Here is a 25,684-nt window from a genome sequence, read left to right as displayed (position 1 = left end):
AGTCCATGGCCAACAGTGATTTCCGGCCGGTTTACCATCCGGCCGGCCACGACAACGATTTACGTGTCGCCTTACAGGATTTGCGCACCGGGCGCTGGTTGTCCATGCGGAGTCTGCTGGAGAGCACCCCGGACTGGACCCTGTGGACCCAGCGCACCCAGGTGCTCGGCGCGGTTGCCGCCGGTTCGGACGCGGTGCAGGCATGGCTGTCCGAGGAGCCCCGGAGCATCGCCGCCGCGGTGATGCACGCCCGCGTCGTCGTCGAGCGTGCCGTACGGGCCCACCGCGAGGGCCACCACCGCGCCCGGGAGCTGTGGCAGGACGCCTGGACGGCCTGCCGGTCGGCCGCGAACGCCTCCCCCACCGACCCGGTGCCGTGGGTGTGCCTGCTGGCCCTGTCCCAGCTCGACGAGCGGCAGCAGTTGGAGGAGCACCGGCTGCACCCGCCGGGACCGATGCTGTTCCCGGGCCCGTGGGGGCTGCTGGCGGAGGCCGACAAGCGCGACCCGTACAACCGCGAGGCCTACCACCGGATGCTCCAGTTCGTGTACGCGCGAAAGGCCGGCGGGAGCCTCTCCGAGGCGTTCAACTTCGTTCAGTGGGCGGCCTCTTCGGCCCCCGAGGGTTCCGCGCTGCATGTGCTTCCCCTGTATGTGCGGGTCGAGCGCTACCGTCGCGAGCAGGGCCACGAGAAGGCACTCGACCTCCACTGGGTCACCGAGGACGCCGAGCGGGACGCCGTTCGCGCGCTGGAGCTCTGGTTCCGGCGCACGGCTCCGATCTCCCACTCCCTGCTCGACCTGAATTATCTGGCCCATGCCCTGTGGGGTGCCCTCCAGTTCGCCGACGCCGCCGCGGTGTTCGAGGAGCTCGGCCCCTACTTCACCTCGGTTCCCTGGGCGTACCGCACCCGTGGGGGCAAGTCGCCGGGAGACGCGGAGGATGTCTTCCTGCGCGCCCGCAGCCGCTGCCTCGCCGCTTCCCGCACCCCGGGCCGGAGGTCGCGCGGCTGATCCGTCGCGCCGCGACGCCGCTCCTGCCGGAACCGTCCCTTTTTTGTTTCTGTTCATCCCGCTCATGGAGGTTTTCCCGATGTCCATATCCACCCCGGCCAAGTCGGGTGCGGAGGTTTCCCATCCGGTGGACGAGGAGGAACGGCTGCGCGAACTCGGCTACCAGCCGGTGCTCGCCCGTCGCATGGGAGGCTTCGGCAACTTCGCCATCAGCTTCTCCGTCATCTCGATCCTGTCCGGCTGCATGACCCTGTACGGCTTCGGCATGTCCACGGGTGGCCCGGCGGTGATGCTCTGGGGCTGGGCCGGTGTCGGTCTCTTCGTCCTCTGCGTCGGCATGGCGCTCGCCGAGGTCACCAGTGCCTACCCGACCTCGGGGGCGTTGTACTACATGGCCGACCGGCTCGGCGGCCGCAAGTGGGGCTGGTACACGGGCTGGCTGAATCTGCTGGGTCTGCTGGGCGCGATCGCGGGCATCGACTATGGTGCCGCGCTGTTCACCGGCGCACTGATGAACCTGCAGTGGGGATTCACCCCCACACCGGGCAAGACGATGATCATCTTCCTCTGCATCCTGCTGCTGCACGCGGTGCTGAACCTCTTCGGCGTCCGTCTCGTCAGCGTGCTCAACTCCATCAGTGTGTGGTGGCACCTCATCGGTGTCGGTGTGATCGTCGCCGTGCTCGCGATCGTGCCCTCGAATCACCAGTCGCCGTCGTTCGTCTTCACCGAGTTCGTCAACAACACGGGCTGGGAGAACCCGTTGTACGTCGCGGCGATCGGGTTGTTGCTCGCGCAATACACCTTCTGCGGTTACGACGCCTCGGCCCACCTGTCGGAGGAGACCTCGAACGCCTCGGTGACGGCCGCCAAGGGCATCGTCCGGGCGATCTGGGTCTCCTGGATCGCCGGTTTCGTCCTGCTCGCCGGACTGACCTTCGCGATCCAGGACTACGTCGGTGCCCAGGAGAGCGCCACCGGCGTCCCGCCCGCCCAGATCATGATCGACGCGCTGGGCACCTCCGGGGCCACCGCCCTGCTCCTGATCGTGATCGCGGCGCAGCTGTTCTGCGGCAACGCCGAGGTCGCCGCCGCCAGCCGGATGGTGTTCGCGTTCAGCCGTGACAACGCCCTGCCGGGCTCGGCGCTGTGGCACAAGGTGAGCGCGCGCACCCAGACCCCGGTCAACGCGGTGTGGCTGTCGGTCGCCGTCGCCGGTGTGCTCGCGCTGCCGTCGCTGTACTCCGCCACCGCGTACGGCGCGGTGACCGCGATCAACGTCATCGGCATCACGCCCGCCTACGCGATCCCGATCTTCCTGAAGCTGCGCTCCGGCAGCCGCTTCGAGCGCGGTCCCTGGCACCTGGGCCGCTGGAGCAAGCCGATCGGCTGGATCGCCGTCGTGTGGGTGGCCTTCGTGACCGTGCTGTTCCTGCTGCCGCAGTCGTCGCCGGTGACGGTCGACTCGATGAACTACGCGTCGATCGCGCTGATCGCGGTGCTGGTCCTGGCCACCGTCTGGTGGTTCGTCGCCCGCCGTTCGTACAGCACGCCGTCGGCGTACGGCAACGCCCGCGAGCAGGCGGAGATCGAGGAAGGCATCGTCTGACCTTCCCCTCTCCTCCGGCCCTCCCGGGTCACGGCGCGCGGTGCACGACAGGCCGCGGTCGGCGACCGGGGAGGGCCGAGGCGTGTGCGGGGCCGGGTGCGGCGGGGCACCGGGGCGTCCCTCACCGCGCCCAGAGGCGGGCGGCGGCCAGCAGCGCCACCGTCGCCCCGCCCGTGAGCACCGGTACGTTGCCCAGCCAGGCGGCCAGCGCCCCGCCGCCGAGCGCGCCGACCGGCACCGTGACGGTGAGGGCGGCCTGGACGACCCCGGCGACCCGGCCCTGGAGTTCGGGCGGTGTGATCAGCTGCTGGGTGGTGGTCATGGAGATGGCCCAGACCGTGGCCGCGAGGCCGAAGACGAACTGGTACCCGAGCAGCGTTGGGAAGGCCGGCAGCAGCGAGGCGGCCGGGATCAGGAAGATCGCGAGGGCGGCGACCACCGCGCAGATCCGGGTCGCCGCGGCCAGTCCCGTCGTGGTGGCGAACCGCCTCGCCAGCAGCACCCCGAGGACGGTGGCGACGCTGAACGCGGCGTAGACCGTGCCCAACTGCCAGGGGGGCAGCCCCAGATCGCGGGTGGCGTACAGCACGAAGAGCGCGTCGGCCGCCCCGCTGCCGAGGTTGAATCCGGCCCCGGCGAGCACCTGTCGGCGCAGCAGCCGTTCGCCGCGCACCACCGCCAGTCCGCCGCGCAGTGCGGCCGTCCGGGAGCCCGGTCGCGGGCGGCGGTGTTCGGCGGGGGTGTCGAGGGCGGCGGGGAGCGCGAGGAGCAGCAGGGCCTCGACGCCGTACGCCGTGCAGGCGGCCAGTAGTGCCGTCGACGCGCCGGTCAGGCCCACCAGCACTCCGCCCAGGGCGGGGCCGCCGATCTGTCCGGTGGTGCGGGCGCCGGTCAGCGCGGAGTTGGCGGACAGCAGTTGTCCGGGGTGCACGACCCGGGGCAGAGCCGCCTGGAGGGCGACGGCGAGCATGGAGGTCAGCGCGCCGGAGACGGTGGCCACGACGTACAGCTGGGGCAGGCCGAGCCGGTCCAGGGCGGCCGCCAGGGGCACCGAGCCGACCACGAGCGTCTGGAGGACGGTGAGCAGGACCGTCAGGGCGCGCAGCCGGGCCCGGTCGACGAGCAGACCGGCGAACGGGCTGAGGAGCGCCCCGGGGAGATAGCTCAGCGCCATCAGCGCGGAGGCGCCGAACGGTCCCGCGTCCAGCCGGGTCACGGCGATCAGTGCGAGCGCCAGGGTGGTGACCTGGCGTCCCACGGAGCTGGCGATCTGTTCCCCGCACAGCAGCAGGAAGGGGCGGTGGCGCAACAGGGGACGTACCGGTCCCCCGGCGCGGGCGGGTGAAGGGAGTCGGGGCGGCTGCTCCATCCGCTCAGATGTCGGAGCAGGGGACGGGCCACCGCCGGATGCGCGGCGGCAGCGCCACCGCCCAGCCGTCGGTCACCCGTGCGAGGCGTTCCCCGGCCAGCAGGTCCACCGCCTCGCGGCCGGTCGCGTCCAGGCCGGCCACCTCGGTGGCGTCCTGGAGGGTGCGGAACGTGGCGAGCAGGTCGGGGTCGTCGATCGTGAAGCGGGCCGCGGCCGAGGGGTCCCGGCGGTCCATGACGGTCACGAAGTCCGGTCCGTTCCGGTGGTAGAGCTGTCCGTAGGCGTGGCGTTCCCGCCATTCGGCGAGGGCCGGCGGCTCTTCGGGCAGCGGGGCGGGGGCGGGCAGGTGGCGCAGCAGGCCGGCCGTCGCGGAGACTTCCCGCGCGGACCCGGTGAACAGGGGGTCGTCGGTGGCCGGGAACCATCGCACGACGAGGTCGTGGCTCTGGCACTCGCGCAGGAACCGGACCTGTGCCGCGGCGCGGTGGCCGCCCGAGCCCAGTCGGAGGGGTTCGTCCACCGTCACCAGCCGTCCCCGGACGCGGTGCGGCACCTGTCCGGTGGGCAGGGCGGGGGCGGGTCGGGCCGGGGGTGCGGGCAGGGGGCTCATCCGGTGGCCCTCTCTTCCTGGTGCGGGTTGTCGTCCGGGCCCGGGGCGCGGTCGACGGAGCGGACCGGGACGTGCCAGGTGGGCAGGGCCACGTGGGTCCGCCCGTCGTCGAAGAGGAGCCCCAGGGCGACCGCTTCGCCGAGCCACACGTCGAGGGCCCCGGTGGACGGCGGGTTTCCGTCGGCGGTGAGCAGCCGGTGCAGGGCGGTGGGGGTGCGGCCCGCCTCCAGGTGGCGGAGGGCGGCGGCCCGCCAGCCGGTCAGCCGGTGGGTGCGCTCCGGCCAGCCGTGCCGTCGGTCGTGGACGAGGAGCACTTCCTCGCCGTCCGCCGCCCCGGGCTGTTCCATGACCAGGGTGGAGGTGGGGTGGCCGGTGTACCAGTCGCGTGCCGCGGCCTTGAGCCGGGCCTCGGTCTCGCCGCCGATGCCGGCGGGCGGGGTGTCGAAGAGGTAGACCAGGTCGGCCAGTTCGCTCTCGGGCAGGTCGTAGACGTGCTGGTACATCTCGGCGGGTGCCCGCCGGTGGAAGCCCAGCGCGGGGTCGGCGAAGTTGGGGCTGAACCGCTCCAGTTGGATGCGGTGGGCGCCGCCGGGCGGCTGGAGGTGGACGAGGGCCGGCATCTGGGCGATGACGGGGGCGTAGTCCTCGGCGGTCTCGCCGGGGAAGCCGTACAGGTAGTTCCAGGAGCAGGTGAGGGAGTGGTTCTCGCACTCGCGGAGGGTGCGGACGTTGCGGGCGCCGCTGACCCCCTTGTCCATGAGGTCCAGGGCCTTGTTGTTGAGGCTCTCGATGCCGGGCTGGATGTGGACCGAGCCGGCCCGGGCGAGCAGTTCCAGCTGCCCGGCGGTGAGGTTGGACTTGACCTCGTAGTGCATGCGCAGGTCCCAGCCGCTGTCGGCGGCGAGCGGGAGGAAGTCCTTGAAGTACGCCATGTCGATGATGTTGTCGACGGTGACGACGTCCAGGATGCGGTGCCGCCGGACCAGGCGGTCGACCTCGGCCCAGAGGCGGTCCCCGGTCTTGGCGCGGAAGGTCATCGCCGATCCGTTGAGGCCGCAGAAGGTGCAGTGGTGCTTCTCGCCCCACCAGCAGCCGCGGGCTCCCTCCACGACCAGTTTCGGGTGGACGTACTCCGCGAGCGGGGAGGTGTCGACGGCCTCCTGCCAGAGGTCGTAGTCGGGCGAGGGGATGTCGCCGGGTGCGACGGTGCGCCGGGACTCCTCGTTGGCCCGGGCCCCCTCGCCGTCCCACCAGCACAGGCCGGGCACGTCAAAGGGTGCGGTGCCCGCGTCGAGGTGGGCGAGCAGGGCGGGCAGGGCGTACTCCCCCTCGCCGCGCACGACGTGGTCGACGAAGCGGTGGTTGCGGTGCAGGGCGTGTCCCATCGGGCCGTCGCAGTTGCTGCCGCCGAACACGACGGTCAGCGAGGGGCGGCGGCGCTTGAGTTCCGCGGCGAGCGCCAGCGAGGAGACGTTCTGCATGAACGTGGAGGTGAACCCCACGACGTCGGGGGCGTCGTCGAGGATCGCGCTCGCGCTCGCGTCGACGAAGTCGGCGGCGTGCACCCGCATCGCGGTGGCCGCGCCGATGTCGGTGCCGCGCCGCGCGGCGTACTCCTTCAGCCGCGCCGCGCCCCATTCGGGATCGCCGTACAGGACCCCGGAGAACACCCAGTCCCCGAGTCCGTCGAAGATCGATTCGCTTCCCACCGCGAGGTGGTCGCCGGGCCGCAGCTCCCCATGTGAGCGTTCGAGCAGGAATTCCGCCCAGCGCAGGGAGCCGTGGAACTCGCTCACCTCGTCGTCCGGCCGGACGCGGTTCAGCAGCGCGTGCAGCAGTCCCACCTGGAGCGAGGGAAGTTCCAGCGGCTGCCACGGCATGGTCACGAGATGTATGCGCACATGCGCCTCCCACGGCACGGGGGCGGACGCCGGGACGTGCCCCGCGTCCGCCCTTGTCGTCACGGTCCGGCCCCGGCGGGGCCGGCCCCCGCGTGCCGGTCGCGTCGGGTGCCGACTGCGCCGGAACGCGTCGGCTCAGCGCGTCGGGCGCTTCTCGATCGTCTGCCGTTCGCGGTTCTTCGCCTCTTCCTCGCGGACCACGACCTTCTTGATCTCCATGTGCCCCTCCCCTCCGTGTTCGCTCTCAAGTCCGTTGACGTTAGGGACCGTTACCGGGGACCGCAAGAGTGCCTTCCGGGGAAGGAGGGACGTGCGGGACGGCTGGGGAACGTGGACGCGGACGGTCCGGTTCGCCGTGCCCGCCGCCCGTACGCAACGGGCACGGCTCGGCCCCCCCGAATGATCGTTTGACCGTTTTGATTCATATTCGATCAATCTCTTGACCCTTATCGATCAGTCGATCAGGATTCAGTGATCCGATTCAGGAAAGGCTGGCATCTCCCGCATGACCGCTCCCCACCCGGGCTCCCCGCTCGGACTCCCCGCCGACGACCGGACCGCCGGCCCGTACACCGGCTACACCCGCGCGCACTGGGAGGCCGCGGCGGACGGGCTGCTCCGGGCCGCCTGGCGGTGGGCCACCCCGGGCGGCGCGCTGCTGGACCTGCCGGGCCGGCCGTCCGTGTCCGGGGTGCGCTCCGACGGCCTGGAGGGCTACGCCCGCACGTTCCTCGCCGCCGCCTTCCGGGTGGCGGGCGCGAACGGCGCGGACCCGCACGGCTGGCTCGGCCGGTACGCCGACGGGCTCGCGGCCGGCACCCGCGCCCCCGGCCGGGACGACGCCGAGTCCTGGCCGCTGATCCGCGACCACGCCGTCTTCGGCCAGCCGATGGTCGAGTCCGCCTCGGTCGCCATCGGGCTGCGGCTGACCCGCCCCTGGCTGTGGGACCGGCTGGACCCCGGGGTGCAGGACCGTGCCGCGCGGTGGCTGCGCGACGCGCTGCTCCACACCCCCGCCCCCAACAACTGGTACCTGTTCCCCTACTCCGTGGCCGCGTTCCTGGAGTCCGTGGGGCGGGGCGACGCGGTGACGGCGCGGGCGAAGCAGCGCGCCCTGGACCTGCTGGAGGGCTGGTACCGGGGAGACGGCTGGTACGCGGACGGCGACGGGCGCTCCTTCGACCACTACAACGGCTGGGCGCTGCACCTCTACCCCGTGCTGGACGCGCACCTGTCGGGCGACGCGGAGCTGTCCGCGCACTACGGGGCCCGGCTGCGCGAGCACCTGGAGGGCTTCTCGCTGATGTTCGGCGGCGACGGCGCGCCGATCCACTTCGGCCGCTCGCTGCCGTACCGCTTCGCCGCCGCCTCGTCGGTCGCGCTCGGCGCCGTCACCGGGCACACGCCGCTGACACCGGGCGCCTCGCGACGGGTGGTCAGCGGGGCGTTGCGCTACTTCCTGGACCGGGGCGCGGCCGGTGCGGACGGGCTGCTGAGCCTGGGCTGGCACGGCCCGCACGAGGCGTCGTTGCAGAACTACTCGGGCCCCGCCTCGCCGTACTGGGCGTCCAAGGCGTTCGTCGCGCTGCTCGCCCCCGAGGACCACCCGCTGTGGACCGCGACCGAGGAGCCGGCGCCGAGCGAGGGCCCCGACCGGGTGCTCGCTTTGCCCGCCCCCGGGCTGCTCGTCCAGTCCACCCGCGCGGACGGGATCGTACGGCTGCACAACCACGGCAGCGACCACGTGCGCCCGCACGAGGGCGAGGCACAGGTCCAGGACGACCCCTTGTACAGCCGGCAGTCGTACTCCACGGTGACCGGTCCCACGGCGCGGGGGAACGTCGCGGACAACCATCTGGCCGTGGTCGTCGCCGGGGTGCGCAGCGGACGCCGGGTCGTCCGCGCGCTGGGCGCGGGTGCGGGCGACGGCTGGGGGTGGGCCGCCTCCTGGCACCGCCCGGTGTTCACGTCCGGTCCGGCGATGGTGCCGGGGATGCGCGTGGAGAGCGTCATCGTGGCCCGCGGCCGGTACGAGCTGCGGGTGCACCGGGTGGTCGGCGCCCCGCCCGGGGCCCGGGTGGAGCAGACCGGCTGGGCGACCGGCCGCGACGACACGGTGGTCTCCGCGCTGCACGGCCTGTACGGCTGGGAGAGCCGGGACGAGGTGCGGGCGCCGCAGGGCACCGCGTACACCCCCTGGGCGGTGGTGCCCCGGCTGTCCGCGGCGGTGGAGGGCACGGTGCTGCTGGTGGCGCTCGGCTCGCTGACCGCGGAGCCCGGCGCGACGCCGCTGGACGCGGTGGTGAGCGGGGTGGCCGTGGACGGGGACGCGGTGGAGGTCCGCTGGGCCGAGGACGCGGCGACGACCCGGGTCGTCCTCGACCCGCTGTCGGTCACGCACGGCTGAGCTCCGGGGAGTGCGGTCCGGCGACCGCGCGCCCCGTCCGCTCACGCGTCCGTCCGGATCACCACCGCCAGCGTGCGCGGACCGTGCACGCCCTCCACCCGTTCCAGTTCGATGTCGGACGTGGCCGAGGGGCCGCTGATCAGTGTGGTCGGCCGGCCGGGCACCAGCCGCGCCACCGCCTCCACCACGCCCACCTCGACCTTCGAGAGGTCGACGACGCACACGTGCAGGTCGGGCACGAGGGACAGCGCCCGGCGTCCCTGGTCGGGCGAGCCGTCGAGGAAGATCGTGCCCGTCTCGGCGCAGCCGACGGCCGAGGCCGTGACGACCCCGTCCAGCTCGCCGAGCCGGGGGGCCGGGATGGTGGCGGAGTCCTGCTGGACCTCGCCGTCGTACGCTCCGAGCCACTGTTCGTCGAGTCCGGCCGGCGCGCCGATCCGCCGGGCCCCGCGTTCCCGCAGCACCTCGGCGAGGACCTGGGCGGTGCGGTCGGCGGTGCAGGGGTGCACCGTCGCCCGGTAGTCGACGAGCCGGCCGGTGAAGAGGGCCAGGCGTTCGTCGTCGGGGAGGGTGCGGCCGGTGCGGTAGGCGCGCGGGACGGTGACGTCCCGGGCGGGGGCGAGGGCCAGGGCGTCCTTGATCCGGCCCAGCACCGTGTCACGGGCGGTCGTCACGCGTCCTCCTCCTTCTTCCCGTCCTTCTCGTTCCGCCGGTGCTCGTCGGCGGCGGCCCGCATCGTCGCGGCGCCCTCGGCCGACGCCAGCCAGGAGCGGAAGGTCCGCTTCGGCGGGGCGGCGGTGTCCCGGCTGTCGCTCCAGCCGTCGAACGGCGGCGGCAGGTGCGAGATCTTCCCGTCCCGGCCGCCCAGCACCCGGCCGAGCCCCGCGCCCTTCTGCGCCGCCGTGAAGAGTTTCGGGTGCTTCATGACGGTGGCCGCGGCCCTCATGGCGAGCTTCTCGGCGGTGGCACCGGCCTGTTCGGTGTGCTGGTGGCGCAGTTCGACCAGCAGCGACGGGATGTCGATCTTGACCGGGCAGGCGTCGAAGCAGGCGCCGCAGAGGCTGGAGGCGTACGGCAGCGAGCTGTTGGGGTCGCCCTTGGCCGCGTGCATCCCCGCGAGCTGCGGTGTCAGGACGGCCCCGATCGGCCCGGGGTACGTCGAGCCGTACGCGTGGCCGCCGGTCCGTTCGTACACCGGGCAGACGTTGAGACAGGCCGAGCAGCGGATGCAGTTGAGCGCCTCGCGGCCGATCCGGTCGGCGAGCGCGGCGGTGCGTCCGTTGTCGAGCAGGACCAGATGGAAGTTCTGCGGCCCGTCGCCCGGCGTCACGCCGGTCCACAGCGAGGTGTACGGGTTCATCCGCTCGCCGGTGGAGGAGCGGGGCAGCAACTGGAGGAAGACCTCCAGGTCCTGATGGCGCGGCAGCACCTTCTCGATGCCCATGACGGTGATCAGGGTGTCGGGCATCGTCAGGCACATGCGGCCGTTGCCCTCGGACTCCACGACGGACAGGGTCCCGGTCTCGGCGATGCCGAAGTTGGCGCCGGATACCGCGACCGTGGTGGTCATGAACTTCTCGCGCAGATAGGCACGGGCGGCGGCGGCGAGGTGCGCGGGCACGTTGTCCAGGCCCGGGTCCACGCCCGGGATCTCCTTGAGGAAGATCTGCCGGATCTCGTCGCGGTTGCGGTGGATCGCGGGCACCAGGATGTGCGACGGCTTGTCGTGGGCGAGCTGGACGATCAGTTCGGCGAGGTCCGTCTCGTAGGGGGTGATGCCGACCGATTCGAGGTGCTCGTTGAGGCCGATCTCCTGGGTGGCCATCGACTTGACCTTGATGACCTCGCTGCTGCCCGTCTCCTGGACCAGCCGGGCGACGATCTCGTTGGCCTCGGCGCCGTCGCGCGCCCAGTGGACGGTGCCGCCGTGCTCGGTGACCTTCCGCTCCAGTTGCTCCAAAAGTTCGGGGAGCCGGTTCATGGTGTCGGTCTTGATGGCCGAGCCGGCTTCGCGCAGCGCCTCCCAGTCGGGCAGTTCGCCGGTGACGTCGAGGCGTTTGGCGCGGATGGTGCGGGTGGCGCGGCCGAGGTTGCGGCGCAGTTGTTCGTTGCGCAGCTCGTCGTGCGCGGCGCGGGGGAACTTCCGGTCGCCGCGGAGGTTGCCCGTCCCGTACGGGGAACGGGGCGGGGGCGCGGGCATGCCGAGGAAGGTACTGCTCATCGGACGGCCTCCGTCGGGACGTACGGCGAGGTGCGGGTGGCGGAGAGGATCTGGGCGAGGTGCAGGGTGCGGGTGCCCGACCTGATCCGGGAGAGCCCGCCGCCGATGTGCATCAGGCAGGACGAGTCGCCCGCCGTGCAGACCCCGGCACCGGTCGCGGCGATGTTGCGCATCTTGTCCTGGAGCATCGCGGTGGAGGTCTCGGCGTTCTTGAGGGCGAAGGTGCCGCCGAATCCGCAGCAGGAATCGGCCTCCGGCAGCTCGACGAGGTCGATGGAGTCGACGGCGCGCAGCAGCTTCAGCGGCTTGTCGCCGACGCGGAGCATGCGCAGGGAGTGGCAGGTGGGGTGGTACGTCACCCGGTGCGGGAAGTACGCGCCGACGTCCTCGACGCCCAGGACGTCGACGAGGAGCTCCGACAGTTCGTACGTCTTGGCCTTGACGGTGGCCACGCCCGACCGGAGCGCCGCGTCCCCGTACCGTTCGGCGACGATCTCGTGCTGGTGGCGGACCGAGCCCGCACAGGAACCGGACGGCATGACGACGGCCTCGATCGAGGTGTCGCCGAACTGCTCCGCGAAGTTCCGCACCAGGGGCAGCGGTTCGCGCTGGTAGCCGGTGTTGACGTGCATCTGGCCGCAACAGGTCTGCCCCGGCGGGAAGACCACGTCGTGACCCAGGCGGGCGAGCAGGACCGCGGTCGATCTCACCGCCTCGGGGAAGAGGGTGTCTCCCAGACAGGTGGCGAAGAGTCCGATGCGCATGGGTCTCTCCGATCGTTTCTCCAGTTTTATGGTCCGACCATACTAGCCTCGGTCCGAATCGTGAAGACTACGACGCGCATACGCCGACCGAGGCGCGAACGTTAATGTCATGGCCCTGATAAAAATGAACACAGCCCCGGGCCCGCCCGGGGCTGAACGCGGAGGTGACCGCGACAACCAGCAGCAGGCCCATCGTGTCCACGTTCACGTGTCTCTTCCGCCCTGCCGTCCGCTTGCCCGCGTCGAATCCACGCGCCTCGCCCCCCTAAAGACCGAGTCGAGCACCAACCGGTCTGCGCACTTGCGCACCCCACCGCCTTTTCGCAGGTCACGCACGGAAAGGAGCCAATGGACGATCTCCCGCATCTCATCGGTCGGGCCGGCCGGACAGCACGGGCCGCTGACGGCCCCGGAGTTGTCGCACTGGCACACACCCCGTGATCACTCCGGGGCCGCCGCCACGCCCGGAGGACAGATCACGACCGTCACGCTCCGCGCATGGCCAGCCACCCGACAGGCCCTCACAGGGCAATACAGACTACGCAGCCCGCCCCCTTCGGCTTACTGCGCCCCAGCCACGGCGATTGATCTTGATCATGCTCCCGCCCGCTGCTAATCCGGTTGAACCAACCCAAAGGAGTGCACTGTGCGGCAGAACCACCCTGTTCCACCTCCTCCTACTCCGCGTTCACGTATCCGGGATGTCATCGGCGCCGTCGCGATGCTCGCCCTCGTCGGGCTCACGGCCATGACCGGTCCGAGCGCCGCCGATCCCCGCCGAGCAGCTGTTTCGGACCCGGCAGCCGTGGTTCGTGACTGGAACGCCATCGCCACCGAGACGATCCGCGCCAGCCTGGGCGCCCGCCCTTCCGGGCAGGGCGCCGTCTGGCACGGGTTCGCCTCCGTCGCCGTCTACAACGCCGTGGTCGGCATCGAGGGTGGCTACGCCCCGTACAAGTGGCGGGAACGCGGCCCCGCCACCGCATCCTCCGCAGCGGCGGCCGCAACGGCGGCTCACGACGTGCTGCTCACCTACTTCTCCACTTTCAAGAGCGGGCTCGACGCCGCCTACGCCGACTCCCTCTCCGGGATTCCCGAGGGCCCTGCGAGGGACCAGGGTGTCGCCTTCGGAAAGCGCGCCGCCGCCCACATCGTCGAACTCCGCGAAAATGACGGCCGGTTCGCGGATGTACCCTTCACCGCGTCGCCCGCTCCCGGAGTCTGGAGACCCACCCCGCCCGCCCATCAGCCCTTCATCGACACCTGGCTCGCCGAGCTCCGCCCGCTGCTGCTCACCTCCCCGCAACAGTTCCGCCCCGGCGGGCCGCCCGCGCTCTCCTCGGCTCGGTACGCCCACGACGTCAATGAGCTGAAGACCATGGGGTCGAAGACCGGCTCGGGCAGAACCCCGCAGCAGACCGAGACCGCCCTCTTCTTCAGCGGCAACCTGGTGGCGCAGGTCCAGACGGCCTTGCGGGACTACGCCGCCCGGCACGGGCTCGGCGCCGCCACCACGGCGCGGCTGTTCGCCGCGGCGAACGCGTCGGCGACCGACGCCGTCATCACCGCATGGGACGCGAAGCTGCACTACGCCTTCTGGAGGCCGATCAGCGGCATCCGCCTGGCCGACACCGACGGCAACCCCGCGACGACGGCGGACCCGGCCTGGGAGCCACTGCTCGTCACACCGCCCCATCCCGACTACGTCGCCGGCCACACGACCGTCGCCGCAGCAGTGATGCGCGCCGTGACCGGCGTCCTCGGCACCTCGCGTCCCGACCTCTACGTTCCCTCCGAGATCACCGGCACCACCCGGCTCTACGAGTCCGCTGACGACGTCAACAGGGACATGATCAATGCCCGCGTGTGGGGAGGCATCCATTCCCGTACGGCGGACATCGCTGGCTGCCGGGCCGGCAACCGCGTGGGCACCTGGGCACTGACCCACTACTTCCAGCCGGTACGCAAGACGAACGCACCGGCGCCGCAGTCGGCCCGGCCTGCCCAGCCGCAGTGCCCCGGCGAGGCCGGCTGAACCGCCGGGCCGCAACAGACCCACCCCGGCCGCCAGGCCGGAGGCGACCCCAGGTGGGCCCCTTACAGGCCCTCTGACCTGCAGTTCTTCCCTGACCTGCGCGAACGCCGAGTTTAGCCCGCGTCTTCACTCATCTGCCCGAATCTCCCCGGATCCTCATCCACCCGTGTTCCCGTGGGAACACGCACGGGAACACCCCCGACAGACCGAAAGCCCAGCAGTCGCCTGCCGGGCCTGCTCGCACCCCGTCGCCTCAGAGCCTGTCGGGTGGCCGGTTGATTACGCTGCGATGAGATCCTCGACGGTCCTGGGTCGGGCAGTCTTGCGGTGGGGTTCATGGCTCCACCGCGATGGCTGCCCGGCGAGCCGGACGAGCATCAGGCGGATCATCGCCACCTTGATCATGGCCTCGGAGGTCGCGGCCAGCCGTTCGCAGTCGCGAGCCGGCCGGCGGTTTCGGACCAGCCGGCCGAAACTCCGCTCCACCACCCAGCGGCGGGGCAGGACCTTGAAGCCCTTGACCTCGTCGGTCCGCTTCACGATCTCGACGACGATGCCCAACGCGTCGCGGGCCCATGAAAGGAGCGTGGAATCCACGGAGTTGGCGTATCCGCCATCGGCCCACACCAGACTGACCGTGCGGAAGCCGGCGGCGAGCCGGGCCAGGACCGTGCGGAAGCCGACAGCAAGCCGGGCCAGGACCGCGCGGCCTCCGGCCCGGGCCTGAACGCGGAGGTGACCGCGACAACCAGCAGCAGGCCCATCATGTCCACGTTCACGTGTCTCTTCCGCCCTGCCGTCCGCTTGCCCGCGTCGAATCCACGCGCCTCGCCCCCCTTGCCGGTCCTGACCGACCGGGCGTCGAGCACGGCGGCCGACGGCTCGAAATCGCGACCGGCCCCGGCCCGGACCTGGCGGCGGAGCTCGCCGCGGACGCGGCCCCAGACACCGTCCCGGCGCCACTTGGCGAACCAGCGGTGGACCGCGTCCCGGGGCATCAGGCCACGCGGGAGCATCCGCCACCGGCAGCCCGAGCGCAGCACGTAAAAGACCGAGTCGAGCACCAACCGGTCTGCGCACTTGCCGCACCCCACCGCCTTTTCGCAGGTCACGCACGGAAAGGAGCCACTGGACGATCTCCCACATCTCATCGGTCGGGCCGACCGGACAGCACGGGCCGCTGACGGCCCCGGAGTTGTCGCACTGGCACACACCACGCGATCACTCCGGGGCCGCCGCCACACCCGGAGGACAGATCACGACCGTCACGCTCCGCGCATGGCCGGCCACCCGACAGGCCCTCACTCGTGGCCGGAGTTCCCGTCGACCAGCGTGCCGTGCAGGCTGCGGATGTGCTTCTCGACCAGGTCCGCGGCCTTCGCCCCCTGACCCGCCCGCACCAGGTCGAGCAGTTCGGCGTGTTCCGCGTCGAGCGCGGCGGCCGTGGCCGGCCAGTCCTCCGCCTCCTCCAGCGCCCGCAGGATCAGCGGTCGCACCGACTCGCGGACGGCGGAGGTGAGCGTGGAGGTCAGCGCGTTGCCGGAGCTGCGGGCGATGTGCACATGGAAGCGGGTGTCCAGGTCGTTGAACTCGGCCACCCCGACGCCCGGTTCGCCCATCCGCGCGACCAGCGCCTCCGCCTCGTCGAGGTCCTCCGCCGAGGCGTTCCGCGCGGCGGCCTCGAAGCTGGACCGCTCCAGCACGACCCGCGCCTCCAGGACGTCCTCCAGGCCGTAGCTGCCCAGGGCGAAGTGCAGGCGCAGCAGCCGCCCGAGCGCGTCGTCGGGGTTGCGCACGATCCGCGCCCCGGCGTCCGGCCCCCGGCCCGGCTGCGCGACCAGCACGCCGATGGTCTCCAGCACCCGCAGGGCCTCGCGCAGCGCGGACCGGCTGACCCCGAGCACGGGTGCGAGCTCACGCTCGGGCGGCAGCCGGTCGCCCGCCCGGAGCTCACCGGAGAACACCCGCTCCTCGATGCTCCGGAGCACGAGCTCATGCGTACGGGACTGTCGTACGGGTTGCCATTCGACGGGCATCCGTCACTCCCTGCCTCGGCCGGAATCGTCCGGTTGCCGTCGTTTCTGCTGCCCGATCCTCCACTATGTCACACACCGCGTATGGTCGGACCAAAGCTCCGGAGCTGCCCGTTCCCCGGTTCCGGCGTCCGTTCCCGGTTCCGGCTCAGTAGGTGACGACGATGCGGCGGGCCGCTCCGTCCACCTCGATCTGTCCGCCGTACGGAATGACCAGCTGCGGGTCGGTGTGGCCGAGATCGACGTCGAGGACGGCCATGGTCCCGGGGGCGTACTCGTCCAACGCCCGCAGGACCGCCTGCCGTTGCTCCTCGCGGTACCGCTCCCCCTCCTCGGTGCCGAGCGGCTGGTCGAAGGACCAGTTCTTGGCCCGGCCCATGAGCAGGGCCGGGAACTGGGCGAGCAGCCCCCGCTCCCCCATGCTCCGCAGGATCCAGTAGACCTCGTCGGCCGTCGGCATCTCCTCGGACGTCTCGAGGAACAGCACCCGCCCCGCGTAGCTGTCCACCGGCCCGATCTCGCGGTCGGCCATCAGCAGCCAGGAAAGGATCTCCACGTTTCCGCCCCAGCTCGCCCCCTTCACGGTCCGGCCGTCGGCGTTGTGCCAGATCCAGCCGTCGCAGGGGCGCATGCCGGGTTCGGAGTCGAAGGTGCGCGGGTCCTCCCACCGGCCGTTCGCGCCGTTGGTCTCCTTGGCCGGGGTGAGCTCGAAGGCGCCGTGGGTGAAGAGCGCGGCCCGCAGCGAGTCGGCGGTCAGCGGGTGCATCGCGCCGGGCCGCCCGAGCTCGCACATCACCGTGCCTCCGTGATAGCCGACGATGCCCAGGTTGTCGAGGAGCGCCAGCAGGTTGGTGTTGTCGCTGTACCCGAAGAAGGGCTTGGGGTGGGCGCGCAGCAAGTCGCGGTCCAGGTGCGGCAGCACGGTGATCTGGTCGTCGCCGCCGATGCTGGAGATCACGGCCTTGATGTCGGGGTCGGCGAACGCGGCGTGGATGTCGGCCGCCCGTTCCTGCGGGGTGGAGCCCATCTTCCGCGTCGTCGGGTACTCCACCGGTTCGAGCCCGAACTCCTCGCGGAGCCTGCGCAGCCCCAACTCGTGGGGCAGCGGCAGGAGACCAGGAAGGCCGGAGGAGGGGGACAGTACGGCGACGCGGTCACCGGGTACGGGCTTGGCGGGGTACTGGTTGATCGACATCCAATGAGCGTAGGCGGCTCCCGGGTCGGCGTCGCCATGATTTTCGCCCCGCCCGGCCCCGCCCGTCAGTCGTCCGCCCCCAGTTGCCCGGCCCGTGCTGTTCGAGCGCCGACAACCGGTCTCGTGCGGGGCGGCGGAGCCCCCCGCCCCCCGTCGGCACAGCTGATTCATACGATTCTCACGCAACCGTTCTACGGTGGGGCCCGTGACCCAGATGAGTCCGCCCGGCTGGCACCCAGACCCCGGGCACACAGGAACAGGCCCCGTTCACGAACGCTGGTGGGACGGCACCCGGTGGACCGACCACCTCCGTCTGCCTCCCGGCGGGACCCGGCGCCGCCGGATGCGCGTCGGCATCGGGCTCACCGCCGGTGTGGTGGCCCTCGCCGTCGTCGGGGGCGGCGTCCTCCTGTGGGCGGACCGCTCCGACGGCTCCGGGAAGCACGCGTCCGCGACCCCGTCCGCCCCGCCCTCCGACGACACCCGGCGCGGACCGGGCGCACCGGGGGGCGAGGACCGGGACGGGTCCCCCGGGCAACGGCCCCCGCAGGCCGAGGACGGCTACGCCACGGACCTGGCCGGCGGCATCAGCCTCCCGGTGCCCGACGGCTGGAAGGGCACCTCGGGGATCGCGGGCGCGGGAGTGACCACGGGCGAGTACCCCTGTCCCGGCGACACGTCCGAGAAGTGCGTGCGCGGCGGGGTGTTCTCCATGCCCGCGAAGGCGCTGGGGCTCGACACCACGACGCCCAGGGCCACGGCGCTGAAGGACATCTCCGCCAACGCCTCCGAGTCGTACGGCGAGAAGATCTACGGGGGCATCACCTCGCACGAGGAGCTCAAGTCGGAGGCGGTCACCGTGGCCGGCGAGAAGGGGTATCTGGTGCGCTGGAAGGTCGTGACGAAGAACGGCGACGACGGGTACGTCCAGTCGCTGGCCTTCCCGTCCCCGGCGGCCGAGGACATGCTGATCGTCGTCCGTTCCGGTTTCGACGTCAGTTCCAAGGCTCCGGCGCTCTCCGTGATGGACGAGATCACCAAGGGCATCAAGGCCGCCCCGGGAGCGGGCGCGGGCCCCGGCACCACGGTGTAGGGGCGCTCGCGGACGCCGGGTATCGGACACACATACGTATGAGTACAACGGGCCCATCGGGCTGAGTACGGCGGCCCATCCCCCGGACGGGCCGCCGGGGGTCCAATTGGCAGCATGCTTCCCGACACCCCGCACCGCCCCCGCCTCCAGCACGTGACCACCGCCGGTACGACCCTGGCCGTGACCCTGGCCCCGCTGGTGATCGGGGTGCTGCTCGCCAAGGCCGCGGCGGCGGACCCGATGGCCCCGGTGAACGCGCTGGTGACGCGGGGCGGGCAGCCGGTCCCCCTCTCGCCCGCGCAGTGGCGCAGGTGCGGCGGGCAGGCGCTGCGCCGCTGGAAGAAGGACCCGCTGCACGCCTGCGGGCGCCCTGTCACCCGGCGGCGGCCCGGGGTGCGGAACCTGCGCCGCACACCGGAATCGCTGCCGGTCGAGCGCTGAACCGGCGACGGGGCCGGCGTCCGGGGAGACCTGGACGCCGGCCCCGTCGGCGGTGTCAGACCCGTCGGCAGTGCAGGAACAGCTGCGGTTCGGTCGCCGCCGCCTCGTGGTCCGGGGTGAACAGGGTGCTCTGCTCCCACACGACCGAGAAACCGGCCCCGGTGACCAGTTCGGTGAACTCCTCCGGGCCGAAGCTGGTCGCCCGCACCGGCTGGCCCATGAAGACGACCTCGACGTCCTCCACGTCCAGGGGCACCGTCGCGACCACCAGCTGCCCCCCGGGGACCAGCAGCCGCCGCGCCTTGTGCAGCAGCCGGGACTGCTCGTCGCGGGACATCTGCAGCATCGAGAAGTACACGCAGACGGCGCCGAAGCTCCCTTCCTCCAGAGGGAGTTCGAGGATGTCCGCACATGCGAATTCCGCTTCCGGCACCTGCTTCGCGGCCAGTTCGACCATGACGGGCGAGACGTCGACCCCCAGGACCCGGTGGCCCGCATCGACCAGCGCCCGCGCGGTCGGCCGTCCCGTTCCGCTGCCGACGTCCAGGACCCTGCTGTGCGGTGCGAGCCGGTCCAGTAATCGGCTCAACGAGGCGTGATGGGCGGCGGATTCACCGAACGCCCGCTCGTAGTCCGCGCCCAGGGCGTCGAACACCGTGGCGGCGGTGAGACCGTGCTCCTCGTCCATCGTTGTGATTCCTTCCCCTTCGCCCCGTGCCATGTGCCGGGATCGTTTCATCAATCGAAGCGGCCTTCAACGCCCGTCCCCGTCACGGGACATGAGGCTGTCGGGGAAGACGGAACGGACGAATATCCGGTTTACCGACCGGCTCGAGGTTCACTACAGTCGCCACGAATCGCGCACCACGACGGCTTCGTGGCGCGCGCCGTGACGAGTGAGGGGAGACCGGTCGTGCGCCACCGCGCCGCTGTCGTCGTCCCCCGGTCACGGTACGAGGTGATCCTGGTGTCCTCGTGCGCCCGGTGCGAGCTGCGCGGCCCGCACCGGACACCCGCGACGAACGACTGACCCCCGAGGAACCACCGGCGCCGAAGCGCCCGCGCCCTCGCCTCCCGCCCGGTGCGGGGCGCCGCGTCAGGGGCTTCGTGCGGCCCGGTCACGGGCCGGTTCGTCCGGGAAATCGCGCCGACCCGTTCCGGATCACCCCGAAAGGCCATGGGCCGTGCGTACCGACATCCACCGTCTTCCCACCGGCACCCCGACCGACGTCCGCAACCTGGGCATCCTCGCCCACGTGGACGCCGGCAAGACCACCGTCACCGAACGGATCCTCTATCTGACCGGCGCCGTCCACAAACGGGGCGAGGTCCACGACGGCACCACCGTCACCGACTTCGACCCCCAGGAACGCGACCGCGGGATCACCATCTTCGCCGCCGCGGTGAGCTGTGTCTGGGACGGTCACCGGATCAACCTCATCGACACCCCGGGCCACGTCGACTTCTCCGACGAGGTGGAGCGCTCGCTGCGGGTGCTCGACGGGGCGGTCGCGGTGTTCGACGCCGTCGCGGGCGTCGAGCCGCAGAGCGAGTCGGTGTGGCGGCAGGCCGACCGGCACGGGGTGCCGCGGATCGCCTTCGTGAACAAGCTGGACCGGGCCGGTGCCGACCTCGACACCGCGGTCGCGTCGATCAGGGACCGGTTGCACACGGTTCCGCTGGTGGTCCAGCTGCCGATCGGCAGCGAGGACGGCTTCACCGGCGTGGTGGACCTGGTGCGCATGCGGGCGCTGGTGTGGGCCGACGGCGAGGGTGCCGAGGAGCGGCCGGTACCGGACGGGCTGCGCGAGGAGGCGCACCGGCGCAGGCGGCTCCTGGAGGAGGCGGTGGCGGAGCTCCATCCGGCCGCGCTGGAGGAGTTCTGCGAACGGTCGGCGCTCCGGGAACGGACCCTGGGCACCGCGCTGCGCGACCTCACCCGCACCGGGGAGGGCGTGGTGGTGCTGTGCGGCTCCGCCTACCGCAACCGCGGTGTCGAGCCGCTGCTGGAGGCCGTCGTGTCCTACCTGCCCTCGCCGCTGGACGTTCCGGCGGTGCGCGGCACCCTGGACGGCGCGGTGCGGGAACGCGCGGCCGATCCGGCGGCGCCGTTCGCCGCGTTGGTGTTCAAGGTGAACTCGACGGCCACCGGCCGTCTGAACTACCTGCGGGTGTACTCGGGAACACTGCGGAAGGGGGACACGGTGCTGGACGCGGGCGCCGGGCGCACCGAGCGGGTGGGCCGCATCCTGCGGGTGCGGGCCGACCGGCACACCGATGTGGACACGGCGGTGGCCGGGGACATCGTCGCGGTGATCGGGCTCAGGAGCGGCCGGGCCGGCACCACCCTGTGCGATCCGGCGGCGCCCCTGGTCCTCGAACCGCCGTCCTCGGCCGAGCCGGTCGTCTCCGTGGCGGTGGAGGCCCGTCGGAGCACCGACACCGAACGGCTGGTGACGGCGCTGGCCCGGCTGGTCGAGGAGGACCCCTCGCTGCGGGTGCGGACCGATCCCGAGACCGGGCAGACGGTGCTGTCGGGCATGGGGGAACTGCATCTGGAGGTCGCGGTGGAGAAGGTCCGTCGTGCTCACGAGCTGGAGATCGGCGTCGGCCGGCCGCGGGTGGCCTGCCGGGAGACCGTCGTGCGCGGGGTGTCCGGGCTGGTGTACCGGCACGTGAAGCAGGACGGCGGCGCCGGGCAGTTCGCCCATGTGGTCCTCGACGTGGAACCGTCGGACGCCACCGGCGACCGCGCCGGTGACGACGGGGGCTTCGTGTTCGCGTCGACCGTCGTCGGCGGGCGGGTGCCGCAGGAGTACGTCCGGGCGGTGGAGGCCGGTTGCCGGGACGCCCTGGCCGAGGGACCGCTCGGCGGGCATCCGGTGACCGGGCTGCGGGTCGTGCTGACCGACGGGGCCACCCACTCCAAGGACTCCTCGGAGATGGCGTTCCGCACGGCCGGCCGGTTCGCGCTCCGTGAGGCGTTGCGCGCCTGCGCGATGGTGGTGCTGGAGCCGGTGGCGGAGGTCACCGTCACCGTGCCGGACGACGCCGTGGGCGGGGTGCTCGGCGATCTGGCGGCGCGGCGCGGCCGGGTCTCGGGTTCGACCACCCGGGCGGGCACCTCGGTGATCACCGCGACCGTGCCGCTGGCGGAGCTGTTCGGCTACGCGACCCGGCTGCGCAGCCGGACGCAGGGCCGGGGCACCTTCACCACCCGGCCCTCGGGCCACGCCCCGGTGCCGGGGGGTGCGGTGTCCTCCGGTACACCGGTCCGGTAGCGGGGGCCGTCCCGGTCCCGTCGGGGCGCCCCGACGGGACCGGCGGGCAGTGGGCCGGGGCTCCTCCGGCGTGATCTGGACCAGTCGGCTGGGCAGCGGGGTGTGGTCGCCCGGGCTCCGCCTCTCCCCGACCCGCACCCGCACCCGCACCCGCACCCGCCCGGCGAAGCGCTCACGCAGTGCCCGGGCGAGCCCGTCCGGCGGCACCGGCACCGGAGAACCTCAGCCCGTACGCCCCACCGCCCCGCCGGCACCGGCTCCGCCTGCCAGGAAGTCCGTCAGCGCGAGGGCGAACAGCAGGGTCAGGGCCAGGCCGACGACGACCCAGCCGGTGGGGTGGGACCACAGCAGGTACGTCACGAGTCCGGCCGCCACGAGGATCCGGACGATCCAGGTCCGGTACCGGCGCACGAACGGACCGACCGGGCCGGTCCGCAGTCCCGCCCGGTCGGCGGTGGTCCGTGCGGCCCCGATGCCCGCGGTCCACAGGTTCCTGACGAGAGCGGCCCCGCGGCCGGGGCCGGTGAGCCAGGCGGACAGGGCGACGACGACGCCGAGGGCCGCGGCCATCCGGACCATCGTGTGCAGGAAGTGGGTGAGCGTGTCGTAGACCGATCCGGCGGCGGCCCGGGAGACGTCCGGCGGCAGGGCGTCCAGGTAGAACGCCCTGAAGACGCGCAGGGCGACGCCGAGCAGCACGGTGGTGGCCGCGACCCCGAGCGCGCCGACGACCAGGGCCCTGCGCCGCCGGACCGAGAGCAGGACGCCGCTGCCGACCAGCAGGACGGCCAGGACCGGGAGCCAGGCGCCCGCCAGCTGGAGGAGGCGCGTCCAGGTCCTGACCCGCCCGATGTCCTGCGACTGCACCAGCGTGAAGTCGGTGTGCACCTCGGGGATCCGTCCGGCGGCCTTCATCCCCTCGTCGACGAGCCGCTGTTCCACCCGGTCGACGACCGGCCCCAGGTCCAGCGTGACGGCGTCCCCCTCGAGCTCCACCGCACCGCCGCCGCGGCCGGTCAGCGCCTTGTCCACGGAGGCGTGGGCGGCCCGGTTCGCCCGGGTCCAGACCCTCTCGAAGGCGTCGGAGGCCACGACCTCCCGGGCCTTGTCGTGCACGAAGCTGCGCACGGCCCCCTCCAGCGCGCCCCCGAGCCGCCCCAGGGCCTTCTCCAGCCGGGGACGGTCCTGGGGGGCGACGTCGGAGAGCAGGGTCGGCAGGTCGATACGGGTCATGAGCGCGTCGGTCACCCGGTCGGCGACGGCGTCCTGCACATCGGGGTCGGAGGCGAGCGGTGCCACGGTCGCGACGTAGCGGTCGGTGTCGCCGACCTCGTCCGCCGCCCACGCGGCGACGATGCCCAGTGGGGCGAGCAGGCACCCGATCAGGACGAGCGCCACCGCGAGGGACGACCGCACCCGGTGCCGCGCGCGGGGCGCGGCCGCCGTGGCCTCCAGCGCGGCCACGCGTCCGCGCAGCTCCCGCAGTTCACGCTCCGCTCCCCCGGGCTGCCCGGCTTCCCCGTCCTCGGCCACGGGTTCCTCCTCCGGTCGTGGTGCGCCCCCGTTCCTCCGCGGTTCGAAGACCCCGGAGTTCAGGGGCCCCGCAGTTCAGAGGACCCCGGTTCGCCGCACGCGTCGAGAGGAACCGGTCGTTCGGGTGATCCGGGGCCGGTGCGTCGCGCCCCCTCCCCCGACGTTCGACCGGAAGACGAGCGGGACTGCTCCGTACGGGAAGCACGGAAAAAGGTTCAGGGGCCGTTTCGGATCTCTCCGAAACGGCCCCTGAACCACGACTCCTATGAGTCGGGACGACAGGATTTGAACCTGCGACCCCTTGACCCCCAGTCAAGTGCGCTACCAAGCTGCGCCACGTCCCGATGCCCGCCTGACCTGGGGTTTCCCCCTGACCGAACGCGCATGAGAACAATACCGCACTCGGCGGGGTGGTCACGAACGCCTTTGCCACTTGACCTCAACCAAGCTTGATGTTTAACGCTGGTCCCATGACGAACACGACCACCGCACGAACCCCCGACCACCGTGACATGAACCGTCTGATGGGCCTGATGACCGGGGACGAGAAGCACGGCCCCGCCGCGACGTCCACGCTGGACGTGCTGTGGGTGCTGTACGACCGGGTGCTGCGGGTCACGCCCGAGACCGTCGACGCGCCCAACCGCGACCGGTTCCTGCTGTCCAAGGGGCACGGGCCGATGGCGTACTACGCCGTCCTGGCCGCGCACGGGTTCTTCGACGAGAAGCTGCTGCCCGGGTTCGGGGCGTACGACTCGCCGCTCGGGCACCACCCGGACCGGACGCTGGTGCCGGGGGTGGAGATCGGCAGCGGGTCGCTGGGCCACGGGCTGCCGCTGGCCGTGGGGAGCGCGCTCGGGCTGCGGGCCCAGGGGCTCACCGACCCCCGGGTGTGGGTGCTGATCGGCGACGCCGAGCTGGACGAGGGCAGCAACCACGAGGCGATCGCCTACGCGGGCCCGGCCGGGCTGGAGCAGCTGCACACCGTGGTGATCGACAACGCTTCGTCGTCCCACGGCCGGCCCGGCGGGATCGCGGCCCGTTTCGAGGCCGCGGGCTGGTCGGTCGAGTCCGTGGACGGCCGGGACCACGAGGCATTGTACGCGGCCTTCACCGCGCCGCACCCCGGACGGCCGCGGGCCGTGGTCGCCCGGGTCGACCCGAAGGACTGAGCGCTCCCGACCAGCGCCGCCGCACCGGAACAGCGATACAAGAGAGGGACACTTCCCATGGACACGATGCGTGACCGCTTCATCTCGACCACGTCACAGCTGCTGGACGAGGACCCGCGCCTGGCCCTGGTACTGGCCGAGATCAGCCGCGACGGCTTCGCCGGGGCCGAGCGGGCCCATCCGGACCGGGTCGTCAACGTCGGCATCAGGGAGCAGCTGCTGATCGGGGCGGGCGCGGGAATGGCGCTCACCGGTCTGCGGCCGATCGTGCACACCTTCGCCAGTTTTCTGGTGGAGCGGCCGTTCGAGCAGGTCAAGCTGGACTTCGGCCACCAGGGGGCGGGCGGGGTGCTGGTGAGCGCGGGGGCCTCGTACGACTGGCCGGCCGGCGGCTTCACCCACATGGCGCCGGGCGATGTCGCCCTCATGGACACCCTGGAGGGGTGGACGATCCAGGTGCCGGGCCATCCCGACGAGGCCGAGGAACTGCTGCGGGAGGCCGCTGTCGGGGACGACCGGGTGTACGTGCGGCTGTCGCTGCAGTCGAACGCGGCGGCCCGGCCGGTGGGCGGGGGTGCCGGGTTCATCCCGGTGCGGAGGGGACGGGCGGGGTGGTGGTCGCGGTCGGGCCGATGCTCGACAACGTGCTCGCGGCGACCGAGGGGCTGGACGTGACCGTGCTGTACGCGGCCACGGTGCGCCCGTTCGACGGGGCCGGGCTGCGCCGGGCGGTCGGCGGGCAGGACGCCGCCGACGTGGTGGTCGTGGAGCCCTACCTGGCGGGCACGTCCACGACCGCGGCGAACGACGCCCTCGCCGAACTGCCGCACCGGGTGCTGGGGCTCGGCGTGGGGCGGGCCGAGCTGCGCAGGTACGGGCAGATGGACGAGCACCTCGCCGCCCACGGGCTGGATCCGCGGGGGCTGCGGGAGCGGATCGGCGCCTTTCTGGGCCGGTGACCGGGAGACGGCGTCCGTCCGGGGCCGCCGGTGGGGTGACCGGCGGCC

Annotated in this window: 20 protein-coding genes, 1 tRNA gene and 3 pseudogenes; 9 read left to right on the top strand and 15 right to left on the bottom strand. The window is 72.3% G+C overall.

The window, feature by feature from the left end:
* The first annotated feature begins 5 nt into the window (after positions 1-5).
* Both OCT49_RS31225 and OCT49_RS31220 read left to right on the top strand, forming a co-directional pair.
* Positions 6-1,013: a hypothetical protein gene (locus tag OCT49_RS31225; protein ID WP_283855149.1), complete on the top strand. Its 1,008-nt coding sequence runs from the start codon at positions 6-8 to the stop codon at positions 1,011-1,013.
* 79 nt (positions 1,014-1,092) lie between these two features.
* Positions 1,093-2,622 (top strand): amino acid permease, encoded by a 1,530-nt coding sequence (locus tag OCT49_RS31220; RefSeq protein WP_283855148.1) that lies wholly within the window; start codon positions 1,093-1,095, stop codon positions 2,620-2,622.
* Between the two features lie 121 nt (positions 2,623-2,743).
* Here the strand turns inward: OCT49_RS31220 and OCT49_RS31215 are convergent, their stop codons facing one another.
* From OCT49_RS31215 to OCT49_RS31200, 4 genes are all read right to left on the bottom strand, one after another.
* Positions 2,744-3,931, bottom strand: a complete 1,188-nt coding sequence (locus OCT49_RS31215; RefSeq protein ID WP_283855147.1) for an MFS transporter — start codon at positions 3,929-3,931, stop codon at positions 2,744-2,746.
* Positions 3,932-3,995: 64 nt separating this feature from the next.
* The gene (locus OCT49_RS31210) at positions 3,996-4,601 is read right to left on the bottom strand and encodes a DUF5825 family protein (RefSeq protein WP_283855146.1); all 606 of its coding nucleotides are present in this window, start codon (positions 4,599-4,601) and stop codon (positions 3,996-3,998) included.
* Positions 4,598-6,502, bottom strand: coding sequence for a RiPP maturation radical SAM C-methyltransferase (locus OCT49_RS31205; protein WP_283855145.1), 1,905 nt, complete (start codon positions 6,500-6,502; stop codon positions 4,598-4,600). Before OCT49_RS31205 ends, OCT49_RS31210 begins: the two co-directional genes overlap by 4 nt.
* A gap of 135 nt (positions 6,503-6,637) precedes the next feature.
* Positions 6,638-6,787, bottom strand: a complete 150-nt coding sequence (locus tag OCT49_RS31200; protein ID WP_283855144.1) for a hypothetical protein — start codon at positions 6,785-6,787, stop codon at positions 6,638-6,640.
* A 220-nt stretch (positions 6,788-7,007) separates the two neighbouring features.
* Between OCT49_RS31200 and OCT49_RS31195 the strand changes: the two genes are divergently transcribed.
* Positions 7,008-8,909, top strand: a complete 1,902-nt coding sequence (locus OCT49_RS31195) for a DUF2264 domain-containing protein (protein ID WP_283855143.1) — start codon at positions 7,008-7,010, stop codon at positions 8,907-8,909.
* 41 nt (positions 8,910-8,950) lie between these two features.
* Here OCT49_RS31195 and OCT49_RS31190 read toward each other — a convergent pair whose 3' ends face one another.
* The 4 genes and pseudogenes from OCT49_RS31190 to OCT49_RS31175 form a co-directional block, all read right to left on the bottom strand.
* Positions 8,951-9,583: a LutC/YkgG family protein gene (locus OCT49_RS31190; protein ID WP_283855142.1), complete on the bottom strand. Its 633-nt coding sequence runs from the start codon at positions 9,581-9,583 to the stop codon at positions 8,951-8,953.
* Entirely contained in the window at positions 9,580-11,130 is a 1,551-nt protein-coding gene (locus OCT49_RS31185; RefSeq protein ID WP_283855141.1) for a lactate utilization protein B, read from the bottom strand. Before OCT49_RS31185 ends, OCT49_RS31190 begins: the two co-directional genes overlap by 4 nt.
* On the bottom strand, positions 11,127-11,894 hold the full coding sequence (locus OCT49_RS31180) for a (Fe-S)-binding protein (RefSeq protein ID WP_283855140.1): 768 nt from the start codon (positions 11,892-11,894) through the stop codon (positions 11,127-11,129). The genes OCT49_RS31185 and OCT49_RS31180 overlap by 4 nt, the downstream gene beginning before the upstream one ends.
* Positions 11,895-12,051: 157 nt before the next feature.
* Positions 12,052-12,144 (bottom strand): annotated as a pseudogene (locus OCT49_RS31175) (IS5 family transposase); the annotation flags it as partial.
* 396 nt (positions 12,145-12,540) lie between these two features.
* Between OCT49_RS31175 and OCT49_RS31170 the strand changes: the two are divergent.
* Positions 12,541-13,929: a vanadium-dependent haloperoxidase gene (locus OCT49_RS31170; protein ID WP_283855139.1), complete on the top strand. Its 1,389-nt coding sequence runs from the start codon at positions 12,541-12,543 to the stop codon at positions 13,927-13,929.
* 279 nt (positions 13,930-14,208) lie between these two features.
* Here OCT49_RS31170 and OCT49_RS39900 read toward each other — a convergent pair whose 3' ends face one another.
* The 4 genes and pseudogenes from OCT49_RS39900 to OCT49_RS31155 form a co-directional block, all read right to left on the bottom strand.
* Positions 14,209-14,892 (bottom strand): transposase, encoded by a 684-nt coding sequence (locus tag OCT49_RS39900; RefSeq protein WP_502963433.1) that lies wholly within the window; start codon positions 14,890-14,892, stop codon positions 14,209-14,211.
* Positions 14,874-15,080: pseudogene (locus tag OCT49_RS40185) on the bottom strand (transposase); the annotation flags it as partial. The pseudogene OCT49_RS40185 and the gene OCT49_RS39900, both read right to left, overlap by 19 nt.
* Positions 15,081-15,230: 150 nt before the next feature.
* On the bottom strand, positions 15,231-15,965 hold the full coding sequence (locus tag OCT49_RS31160) for a FadR/GntR family transcriptional regulator (protein WP_283855137.1): 735 nt from the start codon (positions 15,963-15,965) through the stop codon (positions 15,231-15,233).
* A 145-nt stretch (positions 15,966-16,110) separates the two neighbouring features.
* Positions 16,111-17,157, bottom strand: coding sequence for a S66 family peptidase (locus tag OCT49_RS31155; protein ID WP_283855136.1), 1,047 nt, complete (start codon positions 17,155-17,157; stop codon positions 16,111-16,113).
* A 214-nt stretch (positions 17,158-17,371) separates the two neighbouring features.
* Here OCT49_RS31155 and OCT49_RS31150 point away from each other — a divergent pair, with 214 nt between their 5' ends.
* A complete protein-coding gene (locus tag OCT49_RS31150; protein WP_283856001.1) occupies positions 17,372-18,250 on the top strand; it encodes a DUF2510 domain-containing protein in 879 nt (292 codons plus the stop codon).
* Positions 18,251-18,364: 114 nt separating this feature from the next.
* Positions 18,365-18,691, top strand: a complete 327-nt coding sequence (locus OCT49_RS31145) for a hypothetical protein (protein ID WP_283855135.1) — start codon at positions 18,365-18,367, stop codon at positions 18,689-18,691.
* A 55-nt stretch (positions 18,692-18,746) separates the two neighbouring features.
* On the opposite strand, the gene OCT49_RS31140 is transcribed toward OCT49_RS31145, so the two are convergent.
* A complete protein-coding gene (locus tag OCT49_RS31140) occupies positions 18,747-19,379 on the bottom strand; it encodes a class I SAM-dependent methyltransferase (protein WP_283855134.1) in 633 nt (210 codons plus the stop codon).
* Between the two features lie 496 nt (positions 19,380-19,875).
* Here OCT49_RS31140 and fusA point away from each other — a divergent pair, with 496 nt between their 5' ends.
* Positions 19,876-21,972 (top strand): elongation factor G, encoded by a 2,097-nt coding sequence (gene fusA / locus OCT49_RS31135; protein WP_283855133.1) that lies wholly within the window; start codon positions 19,876-19,878, stop codon positions 21,970-21,972.
* Positions 21,973-22,194: 222 nt separating this feature from the next.
* On the opposite strand, the gene OCT49_RS31130 is transcribed toward fusA, so the two are convergent.
* Complete coding sequence (locus OCT49_RS31130; RefSeq protein WP_283855132.1) at positions 22,195-23,505, bottom strand: hypothetical protein; 1,311 nt, start codon at positions 23,503-23,505, stop codon at positions 22,195-22,197.
* A 270-nt stretch (positions 23,506-23,775) separates the two neighbouring features.
* Positions 23,776-23,849, bottom strand: a tRNA-Pro gene (locus tag OCT49_RS31125).
* Between the two features lie 126 nt (positions 23,850-23,975).
* Between OCT49_RS31125 and OCT49_RS31120 the strand changes: the two genes are divergently transcribed.
* Together OCT49_RS31120 and OCT49_RS31115 are read left to right on the top strand one after the other, a co-directional pair.
* Positions 23,976-24,677 (top strand): thiamine pyrophosphate-binding protein, encoded by a 702-nt coding sequence (locus tag OCT49_RS31120; protein ID WP_283855131.1) that lies wholly within the window; start codon positions 23,976-23,978, stop codon positions 24,675-24,677.
* Positions 24,678-24,734: 57 nt separating this feature from the next.
* Positions 24,735-25,636 (top strand): annotated as a pseudogene (locus tag OCT49_RS31115) (transketolase family protein).
* Positions 25,637-25,684: the final 48 nt, after the last annotated feature.

The organism is Streptomyces sp. ML-6, assembly GCF_030116705.1.
Taxonomy (GTDB): Bacteria; Actinomycetota; Actinomycetes; order Streptomycetales; family Streptomycetaceae; genus Streptomyces.
Note: the sequence above shows the minus strand (reverse complement) of the source record. Positions and strands in the feature narration are given on the sequence as shown.

Bases quoted from the DNA above. Each gene is read 5' to 3' on its own strand.
- OCT49_RS31225 (WP_283855149.1), top strand. From the start codon at position 6: ATGGCCAACAGTGATTTCCGGCCGGTTTACCATCCGGCCGGCCACGAC.
- OCT49_RS31220 (WP_283855148.1), top strand. From the start codon at position 1,093: ATGTCCATATCCACCCCGGCCAAGTCGGGTGCGGAGGTTTCCCATCCG.
- OCT49_RS31210 (WP_283855146.1), bottom strand. From the start codon at position 4,601: ATGAGCCCCCTGCCCGCACCCCCGGCCCGACCCGCCCCCGCCCTGCCC.
- OCT49_RS31195 (WP_283855143.1), top strand. From the start codon at position 7,008: ATGACCGCTCCCCACCCGGGCTCCCCGCTCGGACTCCCCGCCGACGAC.
- OCT49_RS31185 (WP_283855141.1), bottom strand. From the start codon at position 11,130: ATGAGCAGTACCTTCCTCGGCATGCCCGCGCCCCCGCCCCGTTCCCCG.
- OCT49_RS31180 (WP_283855140.1), bottom strand. From the start codon at position 11,894: ATGCGCATCGGACTCTTCGCCACCTGTCTGGGAGACACCCTCTTCCCC.
- OCT49_RS31160 (WP_283855137.1), bottom strand. From the start codon at position 15,965: ATGCCCGTCGAATGGCAACCCGTACGACAGTCCCGTACGCATGAGCTC.
- OCT49_RS31155 (WP_283855136.1), bottom strand. From the start codon at position 17,157: ATGTCGATCAACCAGTACCCCGCCAAGCCCGTACCCGGTGACCGCGTC.
- OCT49_RS31150 (WP_283856001.1), top strand. From the start codon at position 17,372: ATGAGTCCGCCCGGCTGGCACCCAGACCCCGGGCACACAGGAACAGGC.
- OCT49_RS31145 (WP_283855135.1), top strand. From the start codon at position 18,365: ATGCTTCCCGACACCCCGCACCGCCCCCGCCTCCAGCACGTGACCACC.
- OCT49_RS31140 (WP_283855134.1), bottom strand. From the start codon at position 19,379: ATGGACGAGGAGCACGGTCTCACCGCCGCCACGGTGTTCGACGCCCTG.
- OCT49_RS31120 (WP_283855131.1), top strand. From the start codon at position 23,976: ATGACGAACACGACCACCGCACGAACCCCCGACCACCGTGACATGAAC.